General features: G+C 62.4%; 15 protein-coding genes and 1 tRNA gene. 9 read left to right on the forward strand and 7 right to left on the reverse strand.

The features are described from left to right. Positions 1–186 precede the first annotated feature (186 nt). From JKL48_RS22190 to JKL48_RS22225, 8 genes are all read left to right on the forward strand, one after another. Entirely contained in the window at positions 187–1,032 is an 846-nt protein-coding gene (locus tag JKL48_RS22190) for an N-acetylglucosamine kinase (RefSeq protein WP_201987487.1), read from the forward strand. Positions 1,033–1,263: 231 nt separating this feature from the next. Continuing rightward, positions 1,264–2,454 carry a phosphoglycerate kinase gene (locus tag JKL48_RS22195; RefSeq protein ID WP_201987489.1) on the forward strand — a complete coding sequence of 397 codons (1,191 nt, stop codon included), beginning with the start codon at positions 1,264–1,266 and terminating at the stop codon, positions 2,452–2,454. A gap of 222 nt (positions 2,455–2,676) precedes the next feature. After that, entirely contained in the window at positions 2,677–3,375 is a 699-nt protein-coding gene (locus JKL48_RS22200; protein WP_201987490.1) for a phage tail protein, read from the forward strand. Between the two features lie 54 nt (positions 3,376–3,429). Further along, a complete protein-coding gene (locus JKL48_RS22205) occupies positions 3,430–4,131 on the forward strand; it encodes a phage tail protein (RefSeq protein ID WP_236668980.1) in 702 nt (233 codons plus the stop codon). Between the two features lie 47 nt (positions 4,132–4,178). Then, positions 4,179–4,871: a phage tail protein gene (locus JKL48_RS22210; RefSeq protein ID WP_236668981.1), complete on the forward strand. Its 693-nt coding sequence runs from the start codon at positions 4,179–4,181 to the stop codon at positions 4,869–4,871. A gap of 96 nt (positions 4,872–4,967) precedes the next feature. Beyond that, positions 4,968–9,182, forward strand: a complete 4,215-nt coding sequence (locus JKL48_RS22215) for a beta strand repeat-containing protein (RefSeq protein WP_201987492.1) — start codon at positions 4,968–4,970, stop codon at positions 9,180–9,182. Between the two features lie 207 nt (positions 9,183–9,389). Further along, positions 9,390–9,806 carry a hypothetical protein gene (locus JKL48_RS22220; RefSeq protein ID WP_201987494.1) on the forward strand — a complete coding sequence of 139 codons (417 nt, stop codon included), beginning with the start codon at positions 9,390–9,392 and terminating at the stop codon, positions 9,804–9,806. Between the two features lie 93 nt (positions 9,807–9,899). After that, positions 9,900–12,452 carry a T9SS type A sorting domain-containing protein gene (locus JKL48_RS22225; protein ID WP_201987497.1) on the forward strand — a complete coding sequence of 851 codons (2,553 nt, stop codon included), beginning with the start codon at positions 9,900–9,902 and terminating at the stop codon, positions 12,450–12,452. Positions 12,453–12,704: 252 nt separating this feature from the next. On the opposite strand, the gene JKL48_RS22230 is transcribed toward JKL48_RS22225, so the two are convergent. The 7 genes from JKL48_RS22230 to JKL48_RS22260 form a co-directional block, all read right to left on the reverse strand. Further along, the gene (locus tag JKL48_RS22230) at positions 12,705–13,058 is read right to left on the reverse strand and encodes a hypothetical protein (RefSeq protein WP_201987499.1); all 354 of its coding nucleotides are present in this window, start codon (positions 13,056–13,058) and stop codon (positions 12,705–12,707) included. A 68-nt stretch (positions 13,059–13,126) separates the two neighbouring features. Then, positions 13,127–14,134 (reverse strand): hypothetical protein, encoded by a 1,008-nt coding sequence (locus tag JKL48_RS22235; RefSeq protein WP_201987501.1) that lies wholly within the window; start codon positions 14,132–14,134, stop codon positions 13,127–13,129. Positions 14,135–14,231: 97 nt separating this feature from the next. Next, positions 14,232–15,029, reverse strand: coding sequence for an MbnP family protein (locus JKL48_RS22240; protein ID WP_201987503.1), 798 nt, complete (start codon positions 15,027–15,029; stop codon positions 14,232–14,234). Between the two features lie 138 nt (positions 15,030–15,167). After that, positions 15,168–15,548: a hypothetical protein gene (locus JKL48_RS22245; RefSeq protein WP_201987506.1), complete on the reverse strand. Its 381-nt coding sequence runs from the start codon at positions 15,546–15,548 to the stop codon at positions 15,168–15,170. A gap of 305 nt (positions 15,549–15,853) precedes the next feature. Further along, positions 15,854–16,492, reverse strand: coding sequence for a hypothetical protein (locus JKL48_RS22250; protein ID WP_201987507.1), 639 nt, complete (start codon positions 16,490–16,492; stop codon positions 15,854–15,856). Between the two features lie 197 nt (positions 16,493–16,689). After that, positions 16,690–17,958: a site-2 protease family protein gene (locus JKL48_RS22255; protein ID WP_317191983.1), complete on the reverse strand. Its 1,269-nt coding sequence runs from the start codon at positions 17,956–17,958 to the stop codon at positions 16,690–16,692. Further along, a complete protein-coding gene (locus JKL48_RS22260; RefSeq protein ID WP_201987509.1) occupies positions 17,921–18,580 on the reverse strand; it encodes an HAD family hydrolase in 660 nt (219 codons plus the stop codon). Before JKL48_RS22260 ends, JKL48_RS22255 begins: the two co-directional genes overlap by 38 nt. A 98-nt stretch (positions 18,581–18,678) precedes the next feature. On the opposite strand from JKL48_RS22260, the gene JKL48_RS22265 reads away from it, so the two are divergent. Further along, a tRNA-Ile gene (locus tag JKL48_RS22265) sits at positions 18,679–18,752 on the forward strand. Positions 18,753–19,068 lie beyond the last annotated feature (316 nt).

Genomic DNA, 19,068 nt, shown 5'->3' on the forward strand with positions numbered 1-19,068 from the left:
TTCTGACGTGATAAGGTCCTTCGCTGCGCTCAGGATGACAGACGTGTAAGCAAATCAGACTTTCTAAACAGCTTCATCAGTAATTCTGCGCGGCCCCGCCGAGTACCGCGAAATGAAATTTCGCGGTACTCGGCGGGGCCGCGAAAGATACTGCCAGCCGCCAACTCTCGCGTACTTTCGCCCGCTATGATGCTCATTGCTGACGGCGGCTCTACCAAGTGCACTTGGGGCCTGCTTGGCGGCCCACAGCCGCTTTTTTTTGCTACCGAGGGCTACAATCCCTACTTCTGGGACACGCCCGCTATTGCCGCCTCACTGGCCCGCAGCGTGCCCGCAGCCGTGCGCGAGGCGCCCATCGATACTATTTATTACTACGGCTCCGGCGTGCTTTCGCCGGCCAAGGCCGAGGTGGTGGCCGGGGCGCTGCGTCAGGTATTTCCGCAGGCGGTGCAGGTGCAGGTGGCCGAAGACTTGCTGGCGGCAGCCCGCGCCCTACTGGGCCGGCAGGCTGGTTTTGCAGCTATTCTGGGCACGGGCACCAACTCCTGTTTGTATGACGGGGAGCGCATCACGCAGGTGGTGGAGTCGCTGGGCTATTCGCTGGGCGACGAAGGGTCGGGCACGTTCATCGGGCGCGAGTTATTGCGGGACTACCTGCGCGGCCGCCTGCCCGCCGGCTTGGCTGAAGCCTTTCAGGCCAGCTATCAATTGGGGGAGGTGAGCGAGGTGCTGGACCGACTCTACAATCAGCCTTCGCCCAACCGCTTCTTGGCCAGCTTCGCCAAATTCGCCGGCGACTACCACCACGAGCCCTATTGCCAGGCCGTGGTAGCGCGGGCATTCGACGCTTTTTTTGCGCAAATCGTGACGCATTACCCCGATTACCAACGCTGCACATTCAACTGCGTGGGCTCGGTGGGCTACTACTTTCGGGAGGCGCTGGCGGCGGCGGCCACCCGGCACGGCATGGCCGTGGGCCAGATTCTGCAAGCCCCGATTGACGGCCTGCTGCGCTACCACGAATTGTCCTAATGCAAAAACCTCGTCATGCAGAGCGCAGCGAAGCATCTCGCGTGCTTCAAGTAATCCAATCGATTGAGTCACCATTGCACGCGAGATGCTTCGCTACGCTCTGCATGACTGTTCTAAATTTAGTCCGCTTAACCCCAAATCCATTCCGGCGTCACAGCAGGGAATGTTGCGAAAGAACCCCACATTTGTACCCTTGACCAACACCTTACAATCCCAACTCCCACTCCTCCCATGAACACCCTCGATACTTATAATTTCGCCGGCAAGCACGCCGTGATGCGCGTCGATTTTAACGTGCCGCTCGATAAGGACCTGCGCATCACCGACGACACCCGCATCCGCATGGCCACGCCGTCGGTGATGAAAATCCTGAACGATGGCGGCTCCGTGGTGCTGCTTTCGCACTTGGGCCGGCCCAAGGGCGGCTACGAGCAGAAATACTCGCTCGAAGCGCTGGTGGCGCGCCTCTCGCAGGAGTACGGCCGCGAGGTGCAGTTCGGGGGCGACGTGTTGGGCGCCGAAGCGGCGCAGAAAGCGGCGGCCCTGCAGCCCGGCCAGGTGCTGCTGCTCGACAACGTGCGCTTCTACAAAGAGGAGGAAGCCGGCGACCCGGCTTTTGCGGCCAAGCTGGCGACGCTGGGCAATGTGTACGTGAACGATGCCTTCGGCACCGCGCACCGCGCCCACGCCTCCACGGCCGTGATGGCCAGCTCGTTTGCCCCGCAGGACCGGGTGGGCGGCTACCTGCTCCAATCCGAAATTGATAATGCCAAAAAGGTGCTGGAGAATGCCGAGCGGCCTTTCACCGCCATCATGGGCGGGGCCAAGATTTCGGACAAAATTCTCATCATCGAAAAGCTGCTCGATAAGGTCGACAACCTGCTCATCGGGGGCGGCATGGCCTACACCTTTGCGGTGGCCGAGAATGGCCACGTGGGCAGCTCATTGCTTGAGGCCGACAAGGTGGACCTGGCCCGCCAGCTCATTGCCAAAGCCAAGGCCAAGGGCGTGAACCTGATGCTGCCCGCCGACTCCGTCATTGCCGATAAATTCGCCAACGACGCCAACACCGACGTGGCCGCCAATACCAGCATCCCCGACGGCTGGATGGGTCTCGACCTGGGTCCCGAAAGCCGCGAGGCCTTCGCCGAAGTCATTCGCAACAGCAAAACCATCCTCTGGAACGGCCCGATGGGCGTGTTTGAGATGAGCAACTTTTCGCTCGGCACCGCCTACGTGGCCCAAGCCATTGCCGAGGCCACCACGGCCGGCGCCTACTCCCTCATCGGCGGGGGCGACTCGGCGGCGGCTGTGCAGCAGCTGGGCTTTGGCGAGCAAGTGAGCTACATCTCGACCGGCGGCGGCGCGCTGCTCGAATACATGGAAGGCAAAGAGCTGCCCGGAGTGACGGCCCTGGGCTAGGCCTGGGGCGGCCTCAGCCGTGGCGCAACCCATAAAAAAAATTCCGCATAGCAGGGGCTGGCCCAGCCGGGACGCCCGCCGCTATGCGGAATTTTTTTGCCCGAATTTTATAGTATGTTAATATATAAATTTTTCTTGTAAATACCGACAAAAAAAACTACGTTTGGTGTGTGAAGGCGGAGACGCTGCCGCATTCGGGTTAGCCAGTATTTCCACTTACCTATGGAAGCAATAACTACTGCTGCCAGTGCAGACTTGCCAGCCGGTGCGGGCAGTCCGGAACTGCCCGTGCGCCGCAACTGGCTCAAAGCCTTTGGGGCTTTGGTAGGAGGGTTTTTATTGAGCCGGGCCGCCAGCGCCAAGCCGGCGGCTCCCCGGCAGGTACTGGGCCAGACGCCTTATATAGGTGAAATTCAGCTGTTCGCTTTTGGGTTTGCGCCGCGCGGCTGGGCGCTGTGCAACGGCCAGCTGCTGTCCATTAGCCAGAACCAGGCGCTGTTTTCTATTCTGGGCACCACCTTTGGCGGCAATGGCCAGACCAACTTTGCCCTGCCCGATATGCGCGGCCGCAATCCGCGCGGCGTGGGGGCTGGCTATACGCTGGGCCAAAGCGGTGGCAGCGAAAGCCACACCCTGACCAATGCCGAGCTGCCGGCCCATACCCACGGCTACCAGGTGAGCAACGCGGCCGCCACCACCAACAACCCCGTGGGCGCCGTGCCGGCCGTGGCCTCCGCCGGGCCGGACCTGAACGGCGAGGCCGTGAGCCTGCAAGCCTACGGCAGCAGCCCGCCCGCCACCGCCGAAAGCGCAACGAGTGTGTCGACAATCGGCAGCAGCGTGCCGTTCGACCTGCGGGCGCCCTACAACACCCTCAATTTCTGCATTGCGCTGGTCGGCGTTTTCCCGTCGCCCACCTAAGTGCAAAGCCCGCCGGGCCCCCAACGTTTTCCTGTCATTTTCCTGCTTTCCGCTATGGCACCGCATGCTTCCCCCGCAGGTTCCGATGAACAGCCTGCTACTCCCGCCGCCCCGGCGGCCGAACCCGGCCGACGCAGCTGGCTAAAGCGCCTGGGCGCGCTGCTGGGGGGCACGGCCCTGGCCACGCCCGCCCTGGCCCGCCCCGAAAGCGTGCTGGGCACCGACGTATTCGTGGGCGAGATTATGATGTTTGCGGGCAACTTTGCGCCCCGTGGGTATGCGCTGTGCAACGGCCAGCTGTTGCCCATTTCCTCCAACACGGCCCTGTTTTCGTTGCTGGGCACCAACTTCGGCGGCAATGGCACCTCCAACTTTGCCCTGCCCAATTTGCAGGGCACCACGCCCATCGGGGTGGGCAACGGGCCGGGCCTGTCGCCGCGCACCGTGGGCGAGGAGGCGGGGGCCGAAACCGTCACGCTGGCAGTCGGCCAGATTCCGATTCATCGCCACAATTCGCAGGCAAGCGCAGCTACCGGCACCCTGAGCGACCCCACCAACGCCGTGCCGGCCGTGGCCGTGGCCAGCAACGCCAGCGGCGAAGCCGTGAGCGTGCTCAACCAAGCGGGCGCTTTCAACAGCGCTGCCGCTCCCGATGCGCTTGCCAATGCCGGCGGTGGCCAGCCGGTTGGCTTGCAGTCGCCTTATCTGGTGCTCAACTATTGCATTGCTCTGCAGGGCATTTTCCCGCCCCGGTAGTCGCTGGACATTCTTTTCTGGCTTTAACCCTTCGTTTGCTTATGCGTTTGAGAGCTACTGCTGCCGGCTTGGTGCCCCTGGTGGGGCCGCGGCAGGCGCCGGCCGAAGCGGCCCGTCGCCATTGGTTGAAACGACTGGGCGGCCTGCTCACGGGAACGGCTTTGGCCGCGCCGGCCCTGGCTGCTCCCCGGCAGGTGACGGGTAGTCAGCCTTATATAGGCGAAATCATGCTGTTTGCGGGGAATTTTGCGCCGCAGGGGTGGGCTTTTTGCGACGGGAGCCTTCTCTCCATTGCCGATAATACGGCCTTGTTCACGCTGATAGGGACCATCTACGGCGGCGATGGCCAGACCACCTTTGGCCTGCCCGACCTGCGGGGCCGGGCTCCGCGCCACTTCGGCCAAGGGCCGGGCACGTCAAGCTACGTCCTGGGCCAGGAGGGAGGAGCCGAAACGCATACGCTGACCACTGCGGAGATGACGGCCCATGGCCACCCCTTCGTGGCCGACCTCGCTCCCGTCAGTGCTACGCCGGTAGGCAACATTGCCTCCGCCCAGGTGGGCACCGATGTCAACGGCGAAGCCGTGCCCGTGCTGGCCTACACCGCTCCCGGTAGCCCTTCCAACGGGCTGGCCAATGCCATCCAGCCAACGGGGGGCAGCCAGCCCTTCGGCATCATGCCCACTTCGCTGGCCATGAACTACTGCATTTCCCTGTTCGGAATATACCCGCCAACCTAGCCCTGGCGGGGGCCTGTTTGCCGTTTGCGCCGTGGGCGCCTCCCGCCAGCAGTAGCGGTTTCTTGCTGTTGCCTTTGCATTTCTATGCCGTCTGCTATGAATCGATGCTACTCCCTGGCCGGCGGCCTGCGCACCGGCGCCGTTGCCCTGCTCATGCTGCTGACCGCGCCGGGCGCGTGGGCCCAGTTCACGCGGATTTACTACACCCAGGGCAGCAGCACCGCCGCGCTGGATGCCGCCAAAGCGGTGAACCCGGATGGCACGGCGGGCACTACGCTGGCCTCGGCGGCGGCCAGCTTTGCGCAGCCTACCGACATTGCGGTCGACAAAGCCAACGGCTTTCTCTACGTGACGGACCAGTACGTGGGTACGGGCGGCATCCTGCGGTTCACTACGGCGGGCGGCAGCCGCACCCAGATAGTGCCACCCACGGCCAGCGCTACTTACAACGGGCTGGCCCTGGATGCCGCCGCCAACAAGCTGTATTTCACCCAGGGCAGCGCCACCGACCCTACTCTGGATGCCCTGAAAGTAGTGAACCTGACCAATAATGTGGTCACCACGCTGGCGGCGGGGTCCGGCAACTTTTTTCAACCCACCGACCTGGCTCTGAACGCCGCGACGAGCCAGCTCTACGTAACCGACCAGTTCACGACGACGGGCGCCATTCTGCGCTTTACCACGGCGGGCGGCAGCCGCGCGGTCATCGTGCCGGGCATTGCCAATTCGGACTACAACGGCCTGGCCCTGGATGCGGCCAACAACCGGCTGTTCTTTACCCAGGGCAGCGCCGACCCTACCCTGGATGCCCTGAAAGTGGTGAACCTGACCAGTCTGGTCGTGACCCCGCTGGCAGCCGGAGCCAGCAATTTCACCCAGCCCACCGACCTGGCCTACGAGCCGACCGGCGGCCTGCTGTACCTGACGGACCAGTTTGTGGGCACGGGCGGCCTTTTGCGTTTCACTACCACGGGCACGGGCCGCACGGTGCTGGTGCCGCCCACGGCTGGCGCTACTTACAACGGGCTGGCCCTGAGCACGAATATTGCGCCCATCGTGACCACCAGCGGCGGCAATACCACTTTCACCCAGAGCGTGCCGGGCCCTTCCACACCGGTCGCCATCGACCCGGCTCTGACGGTGAGCGACGCCGATAACTCCACGCTGGCCTCGGCCACGGTGAGCATTACGGGCAACTACCAGAGTGCGGAGGATGTGCTGGCTTTCAGCAACGTGGGCATGGGCAACATTGCCGTGAGCAGCAACGCGGGCGGCGTACTCACGCTCGCTTCGGCCGGGGCCACGGCCACGGTGGCCCAGTGGCAGGCCGCCCTGCGTGCGGTCACCTACACCAATACCGCCGCCTCGCCCAACACCGGCAACCGGACGGTGAGCTTCGTGGCGAATGACGGAATCAGCAACAGCAACACGGCCACCAAAACCGTTGTGCTCAGCGCCGCCATCACGGTTACGAGCGTGAGCGCGCCCGCCAACGCCACCTACCGCACCGGCCAGAACCTCGATTTTGTGGTCAATTTCTCCGGGGCAGTCGTGGTGAATACCGGCGGTGGCACGCCTTCCCTGCCGCTTACCCTGAATACGGGCGGCACGGTAGCGGCCACTTACCTTTCGGGCAGCGGCACGTCCGCCCTCACTTTCCGCTACACGGTGGCGAGCGGTAACCTCGACCCGGATGGCGTGACGCTTGGCAGTGCCATTGCGCTCAATGGCGGCACCATACAAGGCGCCGCCAGCCAAGCCGTAGCCTTTGCGCTGAACGGCGTAGCCTCCACGGCCAACGTGCTGGTGGATGGCATAGCGCCTACCGTGCTCAGCAGCAACCGCCAGACTCCGGCTGCGGCTACCACCAACGCCACCACGCTGGTGTTCCGCGTCACGTTTAGCGAAGGCGTGAACGGCGTTGGCCCCACTGATTTTTCGCTTACCGCAACCGGCACTGCGGCCGGCACCATTGCCTTTGCCACGTTGGTTTCGAGCAGTGTGTATGACGTGACGGTGACCGGCGTGAGCGGCAGCGGCACCCTGCGCCTCGACCTGAACAGCAGCGGCACCGGCATCACCGACATTCCGGGCAATGCCATTGGCGGCGGCTACACCGGCGGCCAGACCTACACGCTCGACCACACGGCGCCCACGGCAGCCATTACGAGCACCGCCAGCCCCTCGACCAGCACCTCGCCCATTCCGATAACGGTGACCTTTTCGGAAAGCGTGACGGGCTTCTCCACGGCCGGCATCACGGTGGGCAATGGCACATTGAGCGGCTTTGGCGGCAGCGGCACCATTTACACCTTCAGCGTGACGCCGGGCGGCGCGGGCACCGTGACGGTGGACGTGGCCGCCAACGCCGCCCAGGATGCCGCCACCAACGGCAACGTGGCGGCCCCGCAGTTCAGCATTCAGTACACCGTGCCCACCACCCAGGCCCAGTGGAACGGCAGCGTGAGCACCGACTGGTTTGATGCCAATAACTGGACCGGCGGCGTGCCCACCGCCGCCCTCGATGCCCTGATTCCGGCCGGCGCGCCGCGCTACCCGGTGCTACTGGGCGGCACGGCGGTGGCCAAGGCGCTGTTGCTAACCTCCGGCGGCAGCCTCAGCCAGAGCGGCGGCACCCTGGATTTGAAAGGCGACTTCGTGAAAAACGGCACCTTCACGGCCACCGGCGGCGTGGTCACGCTCACGGGCGCCGTGCTTCAGGCGGTAGGCGGCAGCAGCCCCACCAGCTTCTGGAACCTGACGGTGGGCGCGGCCGGCGCCACCCTGAGCGGCACCGTGCAGCTCCAGCGAGTACTCACCCTAACCGGCAGCCTAGCCACGGCCGGCCAGCCGCTTGTCCTGCTTTCGGGGCCCGGCGGCGATGCGCTGGTGGTGAACAGCGGGGGCACCGTGGTGGGGGCGGCCACCGTGCAGCGCTACATCGACCCGGCCCTGAACGGCGGCGTGGGCTACCGGCACTACAGCGCGCCGGTGCAGGCCACCACCGTGGCCGACCTGGCCACGGCCGGCTTTACGCCGCTGCTCAATCAGTTGTATAATGGCTCGTCTTCGCCGACTTCGATAAATCCCTTCCCCACGGTGTATGGCTACGACCAGGCCCGGCTGACGCTCACCAACAATTCCCCAACGTTCGATAAAGGCTGGTTCTCGCCCGTTGGGATGAGCGACCCGCTGACCGTGGGCCAGGGCTATACCGTCAACATCGGGGCCGGCCAGCTGGTCGATTTTGTGGGGACGCTGAACAACGGCGACGTGCCCCTGACGCTGGCCCGCAACTCCGGCCCCACGGCGGCCGACGCCGGTTGGCAGTTTCTCGGCAACCCTTACCCGGCTCCGCTCGACTACAGCCTGGTGCTGCCGATGGACCGGCCCGGGCTGGATGCGGCCATTTACGTGTATAGCAGCACCGGGCCATACGTGGGCCAGTACCGCAGCTACGTCAACCTGGTGGGCGGCAACCCGGTGGTGCCCATGGCGCAAGGCTTCTTCACGCGGGTAAGCCTCGGACAGACCAGCGGCTCAATCACTTTCCGCAACAGCCAGCGCCTGACCGCCCCCAACGGCACCACGTTCCAGCGGACCACCGCCGAAACCCGGCCGCTGCTGCAGCTCACCATGCGCGGGGCAGTCGGCACGGCTTCGGATGATACCTATGTGTATTTTCAGGCCGGCGCCACGGCGGGCATCGACCCGCAGTACGACGCCGTGAAGCTGCCCAACCCCAACGGCTTGAACCTGGCCTCGGTGGCCGTTGGCACCCAGCTGGCCATCAACGCCTTGCCTACGGGTAGCACGGCCACCGTCACGGTGCCGCTCACGGTGGGCTTGCCGGCCACGGGCACCTACACGCTGCAAGCCGCCCAAGTGCTCAATTTCACGACCGGGGCCCAGCCTTTCCTCCACGACTTACTGCTCAACACCTTCACCGACCTCAGCCGGCAGCCCACCTACACCTTCACCATGAGTGCGACCAACACCGCGCCGCGCTTCGAGCTGCTGTTTGGGCCGCAGCAGGTGCTGGGCACGGCTTCGGGGGCCTTGGCAGCGCAGGTGGCGCTGTTTCCCAACCCCGCCCACCTGGCCGTAACAATTCAACTGCCGGCTAGCCTGACGCAAAAAACGGTAGCCGCTGCCCTGGTCGATGCCGTGGGCCGGGTGGTGCTCACGCAGATGCTGGCGGCGGGGGCTGGTCCGCACACGCTGTCGCTCGCGGGGCTGGCTGCCGGGGTGTATTCGTTGCGACTACAGACGGAGGCAGGAGTCATCGTGAAAAAAATGGTGATTGAATGAATTTCTGATTAAATTGGAATAATTATTGCAAATCATCCGGCTAAACCAGTAGTCGGTGCTTACTTCCAAAAGCCCCGGCCACGCTGCCGGGGCTTTTTACTGCTCGGTGTAGTGGGCTTGGGAACTTGGAAAAAAAGATTGCCGGCTCCAGCAACCTTTCGGCCAATCCACTGGTCAAACAAACATTCGCCTCTTTCTGCCTGCTACATGAACAAACTGTCTACCATCGGCCTGCTGGCCGTGGCCCTCTGCGGCTGCCAGCGGCCCAGCGCCCAAACGGAGGAGCTGGCACCAGCCAGCCTGGCCAAAGGCCAGATTGTGCGCTACGACCTCACCTACGACGCCCTGAATCACCGTCCGCGCATGCGCTGGATAGTGCAGCTGGCCTATCCGTTGCGGATGGCTGGCCTCGACGAACAGGATTACGCCCAGGTGAAGGTGTTTGGCTTGTCCGATACCACTACTTTTCGGGTGGGCACCAAGTTCGTATTCACCTACCAAACGGTGCCCGATGCCCGGCAAACGCCCTGGCTTACCACCTACGAGTGGAATGCCGCGGAGTCGGTGTCGTCGGGCTACGCAGCCAATCCGGAGCTGATTGTGGATAACGTGCAGGTGCGCTGAGCTGGCATTAGGTTCTAGGATGGTAATGCAGAAATGTTTGAGGTGGGTATTACATTGCCATGTATTTACCCTTCAACATTATCCTGCCAGCTGATGCGCATTTCTACCCCCTTTTTGCATGGTCTTATCGTGTTTATCCTGCTGGTTTGGAGCCCTTTGGTACAAGCCAGCAGCCTGGTGTCATCTCCACCTGCCCCGGCTGGCCGTCCGCTGGCTGAAGTGCTGAACCCCGACGGTACGCTTAAAGCCGGGCTGGCCGGCTCCTTCAATGCCAGTGGGTACACTGTGGGCACGGGTCCCAATGGGCAGCCCACTTTTCAGCCCACTGCCCCGCGCAAGGTAAAGGGGGCCGGCGACCAGTATTGGCAGGACGGCTTTGACGTACCGGGCGCTGATAGTGCCGTGTATGCCATAGTGCGAGCTGCTAATGGCGACGTATACATCGGGGGAGGCTTCTCGGCGGTGGGTAGCGTACCTGCCAGGCACATCGCCAAGTGGAATGGCACGGCCTGGAGCGCTTTGGGTGTCGGTGTGCCTGGCATTGTAAAAGCCGTAGCGGTGGACGCTAATGGTAACGTATATGCCGGCGGCTGGGGAGGGTTTGGTGGTGGCAGCTCCGCTTACCTCGCAAAATGGAATGGCACCGCTTGGAGTGCACTGGGAACGGGAGTGGATGGCTTTGTACTTGCGCTGGCTGTGGACCAAAATGGCAACCTGTACGCCGGGGGCAATTTTACGCAAGCGGGTGGCGTGGCTGCTAATTATATTGCCAAATGGAATGGCACGACCTGGATTGCGTTGGGCACGGGTTTGAACAGTCGGGTGAATGCCTTGACTGTAGATGCCGTTGGCAATGTATATGCTGGGGGCAGCTTCTCTGGGGCCGGCGGTGTAATAACGGGTGGCATTGCCAAGTGGAATGGCACAACGTGGAACGCGTTGGGAGCGAGTTTTACGGGAATTGTAAATGCATTAGCTGTAAATGGAAGCACTGTATACGTCGGGGGCAATTTCACGCTGGCTGGCGTAGTAAGCTATATTGCCCAATGGAATGGCACAGCATGGGGGGCGCTAGGTGCGGGAGTGAATAGCTCAGTGGATGCGTTGGCGGTGGATGGTGGTGGCAGCCTCTATGCCGGGGGCAATTTTTACACCGCTGGGGGAGTAGCAGCTCGTGGCGTTGCCAAATGGAATGGCACCGCTTGGAGCACTTTGGGAACAGGAACCGCAAATGTGTTTGCATTGGCTGTAGATGGCAACAATGTGTATGTTGGCGGCTATATGACGCAGGCGGGAAGCGTAGGGGTTGATTGCCTGGCCAAATGGGATGGGACTGTATGGAGTGGTTTTGCTAATGGAATAAACGGTTTTGTGTTGGCGTTGGCTGTTGATAGCCGTGGCAACACCTATATCGGGGGGTATGTCCTTGCCGCCGGAGGTATCCCCATAAACTACATTGCCAAGTGGAACGGCACGGCGTGGACTGCGTTGGGCAGCGGCACGAATGACGTCGTGGCCGCGCTGGCCGTAGACCAAAATGGCAATATATATGCTGGGGGCTCATTCACGCAGGCGGGTGGCGTAGCGGCCAGCCACATTGCCAAATGGAACGGCACCGCTTGGAGCGCTCTGGGCGCGGGCCTGAATAATAACGTGTCTGCCTTGGCTGTAGATGGCAGTGGCAACCTCTATGCCGGCGGTGGTTTCACCACGGCCGGCGGTATGGCGGCGAGTGGCATAGCCAAATGGAACGGCACAACGTGGAGTGCGCTAGGTACTGGGTTAGCTGGCGTAAGGGCAATAGCTGTGGATGGAAACACCGTATACGCTGGGGGCTCATTCACGCAGGCAGGTGGCGTAGCGGCCAGCAATGTAGCCAAATGGAATGGCACAACTTGGAGTGCGTTGGGCACAGGAGTAAGCGGAGGAACATACAATTCTATAGCTGCACTGGCCGTAGACAACAACGGTACGCTGTATGCTGGTGGCTCTTTTAACACCGCTGGTGGCTTGGCCGTCAATAACATCGCCCAATGGAACGGTACGGCGTGGAGCCCGCTGGGCGTTGGGATGAACCAGTTCAGGTACGACATCGTGTACGCCATTGTGGTAGCAAGCACCGGCTACGTATATGCCGGAGGAAATTTTAGCATGGCCGGAGGCATTACCAATACCAGCAACCTAGCTCAATGGAACGGTGTAGCGTGGAGCGCCCTAGGCTCTGGCCTAAACACCAACATGGGCGATGGCGTCCGTACCCTTGCTTCAGACGGCCACGGCGGCCTATTTGCCGGTGGTAGATTCATTACGGTAGGCGATAGGTCGAAGGTGACGGCCCGCTTTGGCCATTACAACCCCACCGGCGTCTTCACGGCCACCGCCCCCATCCGCCAGCGTGCGGAGGTTAGCCTTTACCCCAACCCGGCCCATGCCACCGCTACTGTAGTGCTGCCCGCCACTTTGCGGCAGCAGTCGGTACGAGCCCTCTTGCTCGACGCGCAGGGCCGGGTGTTGCAGCGTTACTCCCTGCCGGCCAGTGCCACGACGCATACGCTGGATGTGAGCCGAGTAGCAGCGGGCGTCTACACGCTTCAGTTCGAAACTGACCGCGGTGATGTGGTAAGCCAGAAGCTAGCGGTCGAGTAGCTAGCAACGAAAGCGCCCCAACGAGCGGGGCGCTATTAAAGCTAGGACTTACGCAGTTGCAGCCCCAGCGGGGCGCCATATCGATAGTAACTGGCTGATGTTGGGTAGAAAGCCCCAGCGGGGCGACACTCGGTTGAGTGCTTGGCGAGTGTCGCCCCGCCGGGGCTTTACCATTTCATAATGAATAACTTACTACCAATATGCCGCCCCGCTGGGGCTTCAACTGCGTAAGTCCTAAAAGCATTAGCAGCACTACTTCGCCGCCTTTTTCTCCAGCTGCTCCAGCAGCTCATCGGCGGCTTTTTCAATGTCGTGGTAGCCTTGCTGGGCGGCGCGTTCCTTAGCGGCAATGAGGCCGTCGCGGTGCACGGTTTTGAAGTCGCCGTAGGGGAAATGGTAGCGGCCTTTGGTGTCGGCGCCCTTGCTTTTGTCGATGCCCAGGTGCCAGTTGGCGTACTCTTCCATCTCGTGTTTTTCCAGGAATGAATTCTCCTGGCCCGAATCGGGATTGTGCTGGCCCCAGTGGCCTTGGTCGTTCTTGATTTTGCCGTCCTGGATAAGCTTTTTGGCAAAGGTGACGGCGGCGGAATTGAGGACGATGCTCATAGCGAAGCAGTAGGAAAAGTGGATGAATGCTTCTTCCTACGCACCGCAACAAGCGAGGTTCCTAGCGCTCAGCTTTTGCCGTGAAGCAGGTATTTGGTTTGCTTAAAGCTGTAGCCGACGGATACCACCAGGCGGCCGGCGCTGGCCGGGTGGTCGGTTTCGGCGGTGTAGATGGGCAGCTGGAAGCTGGTGTTGAGCGACACGTTTTTGTAGTATACATCGAGGCCTGGGCCCAGCAGGGCGTTGTTCATGGCGTGCTCGCCGGTGAGCTGTCCTTCCAGCATTTCGCCCTTGGTTTTCTCGTAAAAAAACTGCGCCGACGGGTACACCTGCCAGTTGTCGCCGAGCGGCAGGCGGTAGAACAGGCTGCCAAACGTGGCCGTGCTCGGGGCCAGGCTGTTGCGAAACGTATTTTCCGTCGAGCGGCGGTAGCTGCTGTTCACGCTCAGTCCGAAGCTGTGGAAGCTGCCGATGTAGTTGGCGTAAATGAACCCGTCGGTGGTGCCGGTGCCCACCTGATTGAGCAGGGGGTAGCGCCGGCCCTGGTCGTTGAGGCGGGTGTATTCGCCGGTGGGCAACTTCAGGCCGCCGCCCACGATGAGGCGGCTCTGCACGCCCGCCGTTTCGATGGCCCGGATGAGGTGGTAGCCGGCAAATAGGGTCACGTCGCCCACGCCCGCCGCGTTCAGCTGCCGGCCGTTTATCTGCGAGGTGTTCATCACGTAGGGTACAAAGGCGTTCAGCTCCACGCGCTGCGAGAGGAAGTATTTGCCGCGCAGCTCAATGACGCGAAAGGCCTCAAAATCGGTGGGGTCGTCGTGGTGGTCGTGCTGGTAGCCGTTGTCGCCGTTGAGGGGCGAAGGGAAAAACGGCCGGGCGCCGCCGGGGAAAAAGTGCGGCGTCTGGCCCAGCGCCTGGTAGCCGTTGAAGATGCGGTAGCGGTGCATCAGGCTCAGGCCGCTCTGGTTGTCGTAGGGCGTGATGCCCATGAAGCAGCCGCAAATGTCGCAGGCCCGGCTGGCCAGCGGGGCCGCACTCAGCAGCGCGCCGAGGAGAAGCAAGGAAAGGTTTTTCATCCCGAAAACAGAAGGCCGCGCTGCCTTGCGGGCGGGTTGGTGGGCAGCCGAAAAAATTCAGCTGCCCACCAACCCGCCCGCAAAGCCCGGCCGCTGATTAGTTGGCGTGAATGTGCGACACGGTGAACATGCCGGCCTGGATGTTATTGGCAATCTGCACGGCGGGCGCGCCGCCCATCACGTTGTAGGTGTCGGCAAACTTTATCTTGGTCGGCCCGCTGAACATCTTGGCGATGTCGACCTGCATGTGGACTTCGGGCGAATGGTCGGTCCGAATCAGCAGGTTAGTCGAGGGAAACGGCACCGTAACCGTGCGAATGGTATTGGTGGTGGAGTGAATGTAGCCGGCAATGTGGAAGGTGAGGGCGCCAGTGCGGGCCTGTGGCGAGTTGCCCTTCAGCTCCAGGTTGATGAACTCATTTACGCCGTTCATGGTCCAGAGCAGGCCTTTGTCGGCGTTGAGCACGCCGGTGAAATTGCCGGCCTTGGAGCGGGCACTGTCCACCCCCACCACGAAGCTGATGCCGGTATAGTCGCCCACCGGCACTCCGGTCATGGTCAGGTCCTGGGTGTCGGCATTGGACTGGTCCACCAGGAAATAGCTGTTGGGCACGGCGTAGCTGCTGCCGTCGCCTTTTTTCAGGGTCACGTTGGAAATGTAGTACCGCAAGGTGCTCACCGTGAAGTCGTCGCCGTTGGCGTTTTTGTAAGCGCCCGTGCCCAGCACCAGCGAGTTGAATGTGGTGATGCCGGCGGTGCTGGTGGTGGCCACGCCGTTGTCCATATGCAGCGTAAACTCAGTCTGGGGAACGGCTACGTCTTTGGAGCAGCCCGCGAGGCTGAAAGTGGCCAGCGCCAGCGCACCAGCAGCGAGAGAAAAAGCGGAAAATTTCATCGAAAGAAAAGAAAAAAGGTACCCGTACTGTGATAGAAACCGGCGCATAAGCACGCGCGGTCTGGCCCGTCGAAATCCGACGCGGCCATTCAAGGGCCTGCGGCTGCCGGCATTGCCGACAGGCGCAGACCCACCTAATCAGCCCAGTAGGAGTGGGGGCCGAAACACGCCCACGCCGGGCACGGCCGCGCAGTGGGCGGCCCGGGGAGTGGGGTAGCGGCGGGCCGGCAACGGCCAATGTCGCACCGCCGCCAGTACCAAGGGCGCGGTGGGCAGCACTTCGTATTTCACCTTGGCCTGGGCACCGGCGGGGGCCTTCTTATCGCCGTTTTCGGCTTTGCGCAGCTGCTGAGCCAGGTGGCATTTGCCGTTGCAGTGCAGCTGCGGGCGGGCCTTGTTCACGCAATACTGCGCCGTGATGCGCGCTTTGTTTAGCTGATAATCCACGACCAGCACTTCCTGCCCCAAGGTCTGGAGCAGCATAAGCGCGGTGAGGAAATAAGCCAGAAAGCGGGTCATGGGCGGCGTTTTGCAGCGCTAAAGGTACGCGGTAGGATTAAACACAGGAGCAATTTTCGGGCCGACGTACGAGGCAGAAACGCTGCATTGGCTCTGTCTTACACGAGCCCAAGCAATGCCACTCGGGCATCAGCATTCCGTGAAGAAACAGTGGTAGGCTCACGGCCTGGGCAACAGCAGAATCGGAGCGGCCGGCGAAAGCGTTGCCTGTGCCCGGGTTTACGCTGGAATGAGAGCGAGCCAGGGCGGGCACGCCCCCCGGCTCGCTCTCATTCGAACAGCTTCATAGCAACTAACCACTAAAGTCAGTTCAGATACGGCGACTCCAGCTCCTGGCCCATGCCCTTGAGCGGGTCGGTGGAGCGGCGGCCGGTGAGGCGGGTGCTCAGGGCCTGCGCCTCGCGGGTGCTGAGCACGTCCAGCTCGTGCAGCCAGGCCACCCGCCGCAGCTGCGGCTCGATGAAGCCCAGCGGGTTTACTTGCCCGTACTCGTCGCGCAGGTAGGTTTTGGTGCGGCGCTCCAGCTCGGTGGCCAGGGCCCGAAATTGCTTGCGCTGCCAGGGCCGGCCGGCCAACGTGATGGCCAGATGCGCCGTTTGGAGCCGAAAGGTGCACCACTGCTGCTCGAAGCGCAGCCACGCGGCCAGCGCATTCACCCCAAACACTGCCCACCAGCCGTAGAGCGGGGCACTGGGCTGGCCGGTAAGCAGCAACTCGCGCCAGGGGCCATAGCCCAGCACCAGTAGAATCAGACCGGTGAGCAGCAGCTGGTTGGTGGGAATGTGGCGGTACTCGCCGGCCTTCACGGGCAGAATTTCTTCGTAGGGTACTTCGGTTTCGAGCGTGGCCACGCCTTGGGGGTTGCGCTTGCACACGTACAAGGTTTCGGCCCGCAGCGCAATGTGCGTAGAACCTAAAAAAAGCTGCTTTTGGTTGAAAATCATTTGATAATGGCAATAGTGCGCCGCAGCTGGCGCAGAACGGGCCTGGTCAAAAGGCAGACCCGGTAAGGAAATGGGGTTGATGAAATAAGGAAGCGGGGTAGAAAGTTGGTTCTGGTTGTCATGCAGAGGCGGAGCCGAAGCATCTCGTGTGCGCCGCATGGCGTTTGCCGACTTACCAGGCAGCTTCAGAATATGCGTCACTTAAAAGGCCCGGGCGTGAAGCACAACACAAAAATAACCACCATCACCCAGCCCAGTGCCTGGCGGCCGGGGCTCAGCGGCCGCTCGTCGGGCGCGGGTGGGTGGTAGATGCCCGTGAAGCGTCCCAGCAACAGCCCAAACACCAGCCAGCCGGGGTTGCCGGCCACGCCCGGCACGGCGGCGGCCACCGCCACCTGCGCTGCCCAGATGCCCGCCGCCAGCAGCAGCCCGTGGCGTGGCCGGGGCAGCACCCGCCAGAAAATCAGCGCCAGGTAGCCGGCGTACACCGGCCCCCAATACAGCCACTCGTGCCAGTCGTCGTGCAACGAAAACAGCCCCAGCCCTGCATAAAAAATAAAGCCGATGAACAGCCAGAAGGCCAGCTTGTTGAACCGCGCCCGGCCCAGCAGTCCGTACAAAATGTGGCCGCCATCGAGCTGGCCCAGCGGCAGCAGGTTCAGCGCCGTGAAAAACAGGCTGAGCGCCCCGGCCAGCAGTACCGGGTAGTGCAGCAATTCCAGGGGGGGCGGCAGGCGGGCCGGGTCGGCAAAGGTGCGTTCGAGCAGGCGGTAGAGCAGCGGTTTGGCCAGGGTCAGGCCGTTGGCCAGCTCGTTGGAATCATACACGTATTGGTTGTAATGAGCCCCGTAGCGGGCATACTCCGGATGAATGCTGAACACGTACGCCGCCGGCGGCAGGTGCGTAAAGCCGTAGATAAGCAGCGGCACCGCCACCAGAAAGCCCGCCAGCGGCCCGGCCAGCCCGATATCAAAAAACTCACGCCGCGAAAAAATTCGCTCCCGGATGCGGATGACCGCCCCGAAGGTGCCCAGCCCCATCGGAAACGGAATGAAATAAGGCAGCGAGGAGCGCACCCGGTTGTAACGAGCCGTGAAATAGTGCCCAAACTCGTGCACCGTGAGCACGCCCAGAAATGGCAGCGCAAACCACAGCCCGCGCGACCATTCGCCCGGCTGCGGCGCGGCCGGTAGGCCCCAAACACCCAGCGGCAGCAGGTCGATGCCGCCCCGCGTGAGCTGCACCGCGGCCAGCGTGGTGGTCAGCAGCGTGAGCACAAACAGGCCAATGTGCAGCGCCACCGTGCGCCACACCGGCGGCGCCGGCCGCTCAAACCGCCGGAACAGCGCCGGGGCAAGGCCTTTTTCCATTGCGGCCGGCCCAGCCGGAGGGGCCGCCACATCGGCCGGAAAGCCACCAAAATCGGACTCAGGAATGGGCGGGGGCGTATTCTCGGGGAAAGACACGGAGGGCTTCGGGCAGGGCGGTGACGAGGGTGAGGGGCGGGGCCAGGTGCAACACTTGCAGCCCCAGGCGGCGGGCCGTAGCAATGTGCTGCGGGCTGTCCTCGATGAACAACGTATCCGCGGCCTGCCAGTTCATTTCGCGCAGCGCGTGCCGGAATATTTCCTCGCCCGGCTTGCGCAGGCCCACTTCCTGCGAATAAAATACCCGGTCGAGCACGTCGGCGATGCCGTGTTGGAAACCGTATTTGGTGGCCAGCCGCCGGTTGATGTCGGCAATGTGCAGCTCGTTGGTGTTGGAGAGCAGGGCTGTTTGGTGGCCCCGCGCCCGCAGCTCGCCAATCAGGGCCAGGCGCTCGGCGGGCACGTCGAGCAGCATGGCGTGCCAAGCCGCATCCAGCTCGGCATCGGTGGCGTCGAGGTCGTAGGCCTCGCGCAGCCCGGCCCGAAACTCGTTGGGGGTGAGTTGGCCGGTTTCAAACTTATCGAACAGCTCGGCCTGGTGCGCCTGCGTGAACTCGATGGTGCTGCCGGCGCGGCTCAGGCGGCGCATGGCGGTGGGCGTGGCGTCGTAATCGATGTCGATGATGACGCCGCCAAAATCAAATAGTAAGTTGGGAAGCATGAGGTGGCTTGGTTTTCCGTGCGCGAAGGTCGTACTTTTGCAGCGTTGGAGGGCCGGCAACGGCAGGGTTGAGGTGAAAGATGACTTCCTCCGGCACCGGGCCTATAGCTCAATCGGTTAGAGCAGCTGACTCATAATCAGCAGGTCACTGGTTCGATTCCAGTTGGGCCCACAAAAACCCTCTCCGTGCATTGCAGAGAGGGTTTTTTGTGGGGGATGCGGCTGCCCCACGTCATCCGGTATAAGTAACCCCAGTTGCAGAGTAGCCGCGTAGCGGCGAAAGGTTTGCAGAGAATCCCGATTTAAGTGATGCAAAAGCTGCGTAGCGGTGGCAGAAAGAACGGGCGAATCTGTCGCCGCTACGCGGCTATACCGCAACTTGATTTAGAGCGGTTCTCGGATTGGTGTATATGTAGGCTTCCCCTCGAAGTAGGCCAGTGAAAAGTAGAGGAAAGGGGTATATTTTCTCACTCTTTCCCTACTGCCCC

Source organism: Hymenobacter rubidus (genome assembly GCF_016734815.1).
Taxonomy (GTDB): Bacteria; Bacteroidota; Bacteroidia; order Cytophagales; family Hymenobacteraceae; genus Hymenobacter; species Hymenobacter rubidus.

Coding starts and splice junctions, on each gene's coding strand:
- JKL48_RS22190 (WP_201987487.1), top strand. CDS start 187: ATGATGCTCATTGCTGACGGCGGCTCTACCAAGTGCACTTGGGGCCTG.
- JKL48_RS22195 (WP_201987489.1), top strand. CDS start 1,264: ATGAACACCCTCGATACTTATAATTTCGCCGGCAAGCACGCCGTGATG.
- JKL48_RS22200 (WP_201987490.1), top strand. CDS start 2,677: ATGGAAGCAATAACTACTGCTGCCAGTGCAGACTTGCCAGCCGGTGCG.
- JKL48_RS22205 (WP_236668980.1), top strand. CDS start 3,430: ATGGCACCGCATGCTTCCCCCGCAGGTTCCGATGAACAGCCTGCTACT.
- JKL48_RS22215 (WP_201987492.1), top strand. CDS start 4,968: ATGAATCGATGCTACTCCCTGGCCGGCGGCCTGCGCACCGGCGCCGTT.
- JKL48_RS22220 (WP_201987494.1), top strand. CDS start 9,390: ATGAACAAACTGTCTACCATCGGCCTGCTGGCCGTGGCCCTCTGCGGC.
- JKL48_RS22225 (WP_201987497.1), top strand. CDS start 9,900: ATGCGCATTTCTACCCCCTTTTTGCATGGTCTTATCGTGTTTATCCTG.
- JKL48_RS22230 (WP_201987499.1), bottom strand. CDS start 13,058: ATGAGCATCGTCCTCAATTCCGCCGCCGTCACCTTTGCCAAAAAGCTT.
- JKL48_RS22235 (WP_201987501.1), bottom strand. CDS start 14,134: ATGAAAAACCTTTCCTTGCTTCTCCTCGGCGCGCTGCTGAGTGCGGCC.
- JKL48_RS22240 (WP_201987503.1), bottom strand. CDS start 15,029: ATGAAATTTTCCGCTTTTTCTCTCGCTGCTGGTGCGCTGGCGCTGGCC.
- JKL48_RS22245 (WP_201987506.1), bottom strand. CDS start 15,548: ATGACCCGCTTTCTGGCTTATTTCCTCACCGCGCTTATGCTGCTCCAG.
- JKL48_RS22250 (WP_201987507.1), bottom strand. CDS start 16,492: ATGATTTTCAACCAAAAGCAGCTTTTTTTAGGTTCTACGCACATTGCG.
- JKL48_RS22260 (WP_201987509.1), bottom strand. CDS start 18,580: ATGCTTCCCAACTTACTATTTGATTTTGGCGGCGTCATCATCGACATC.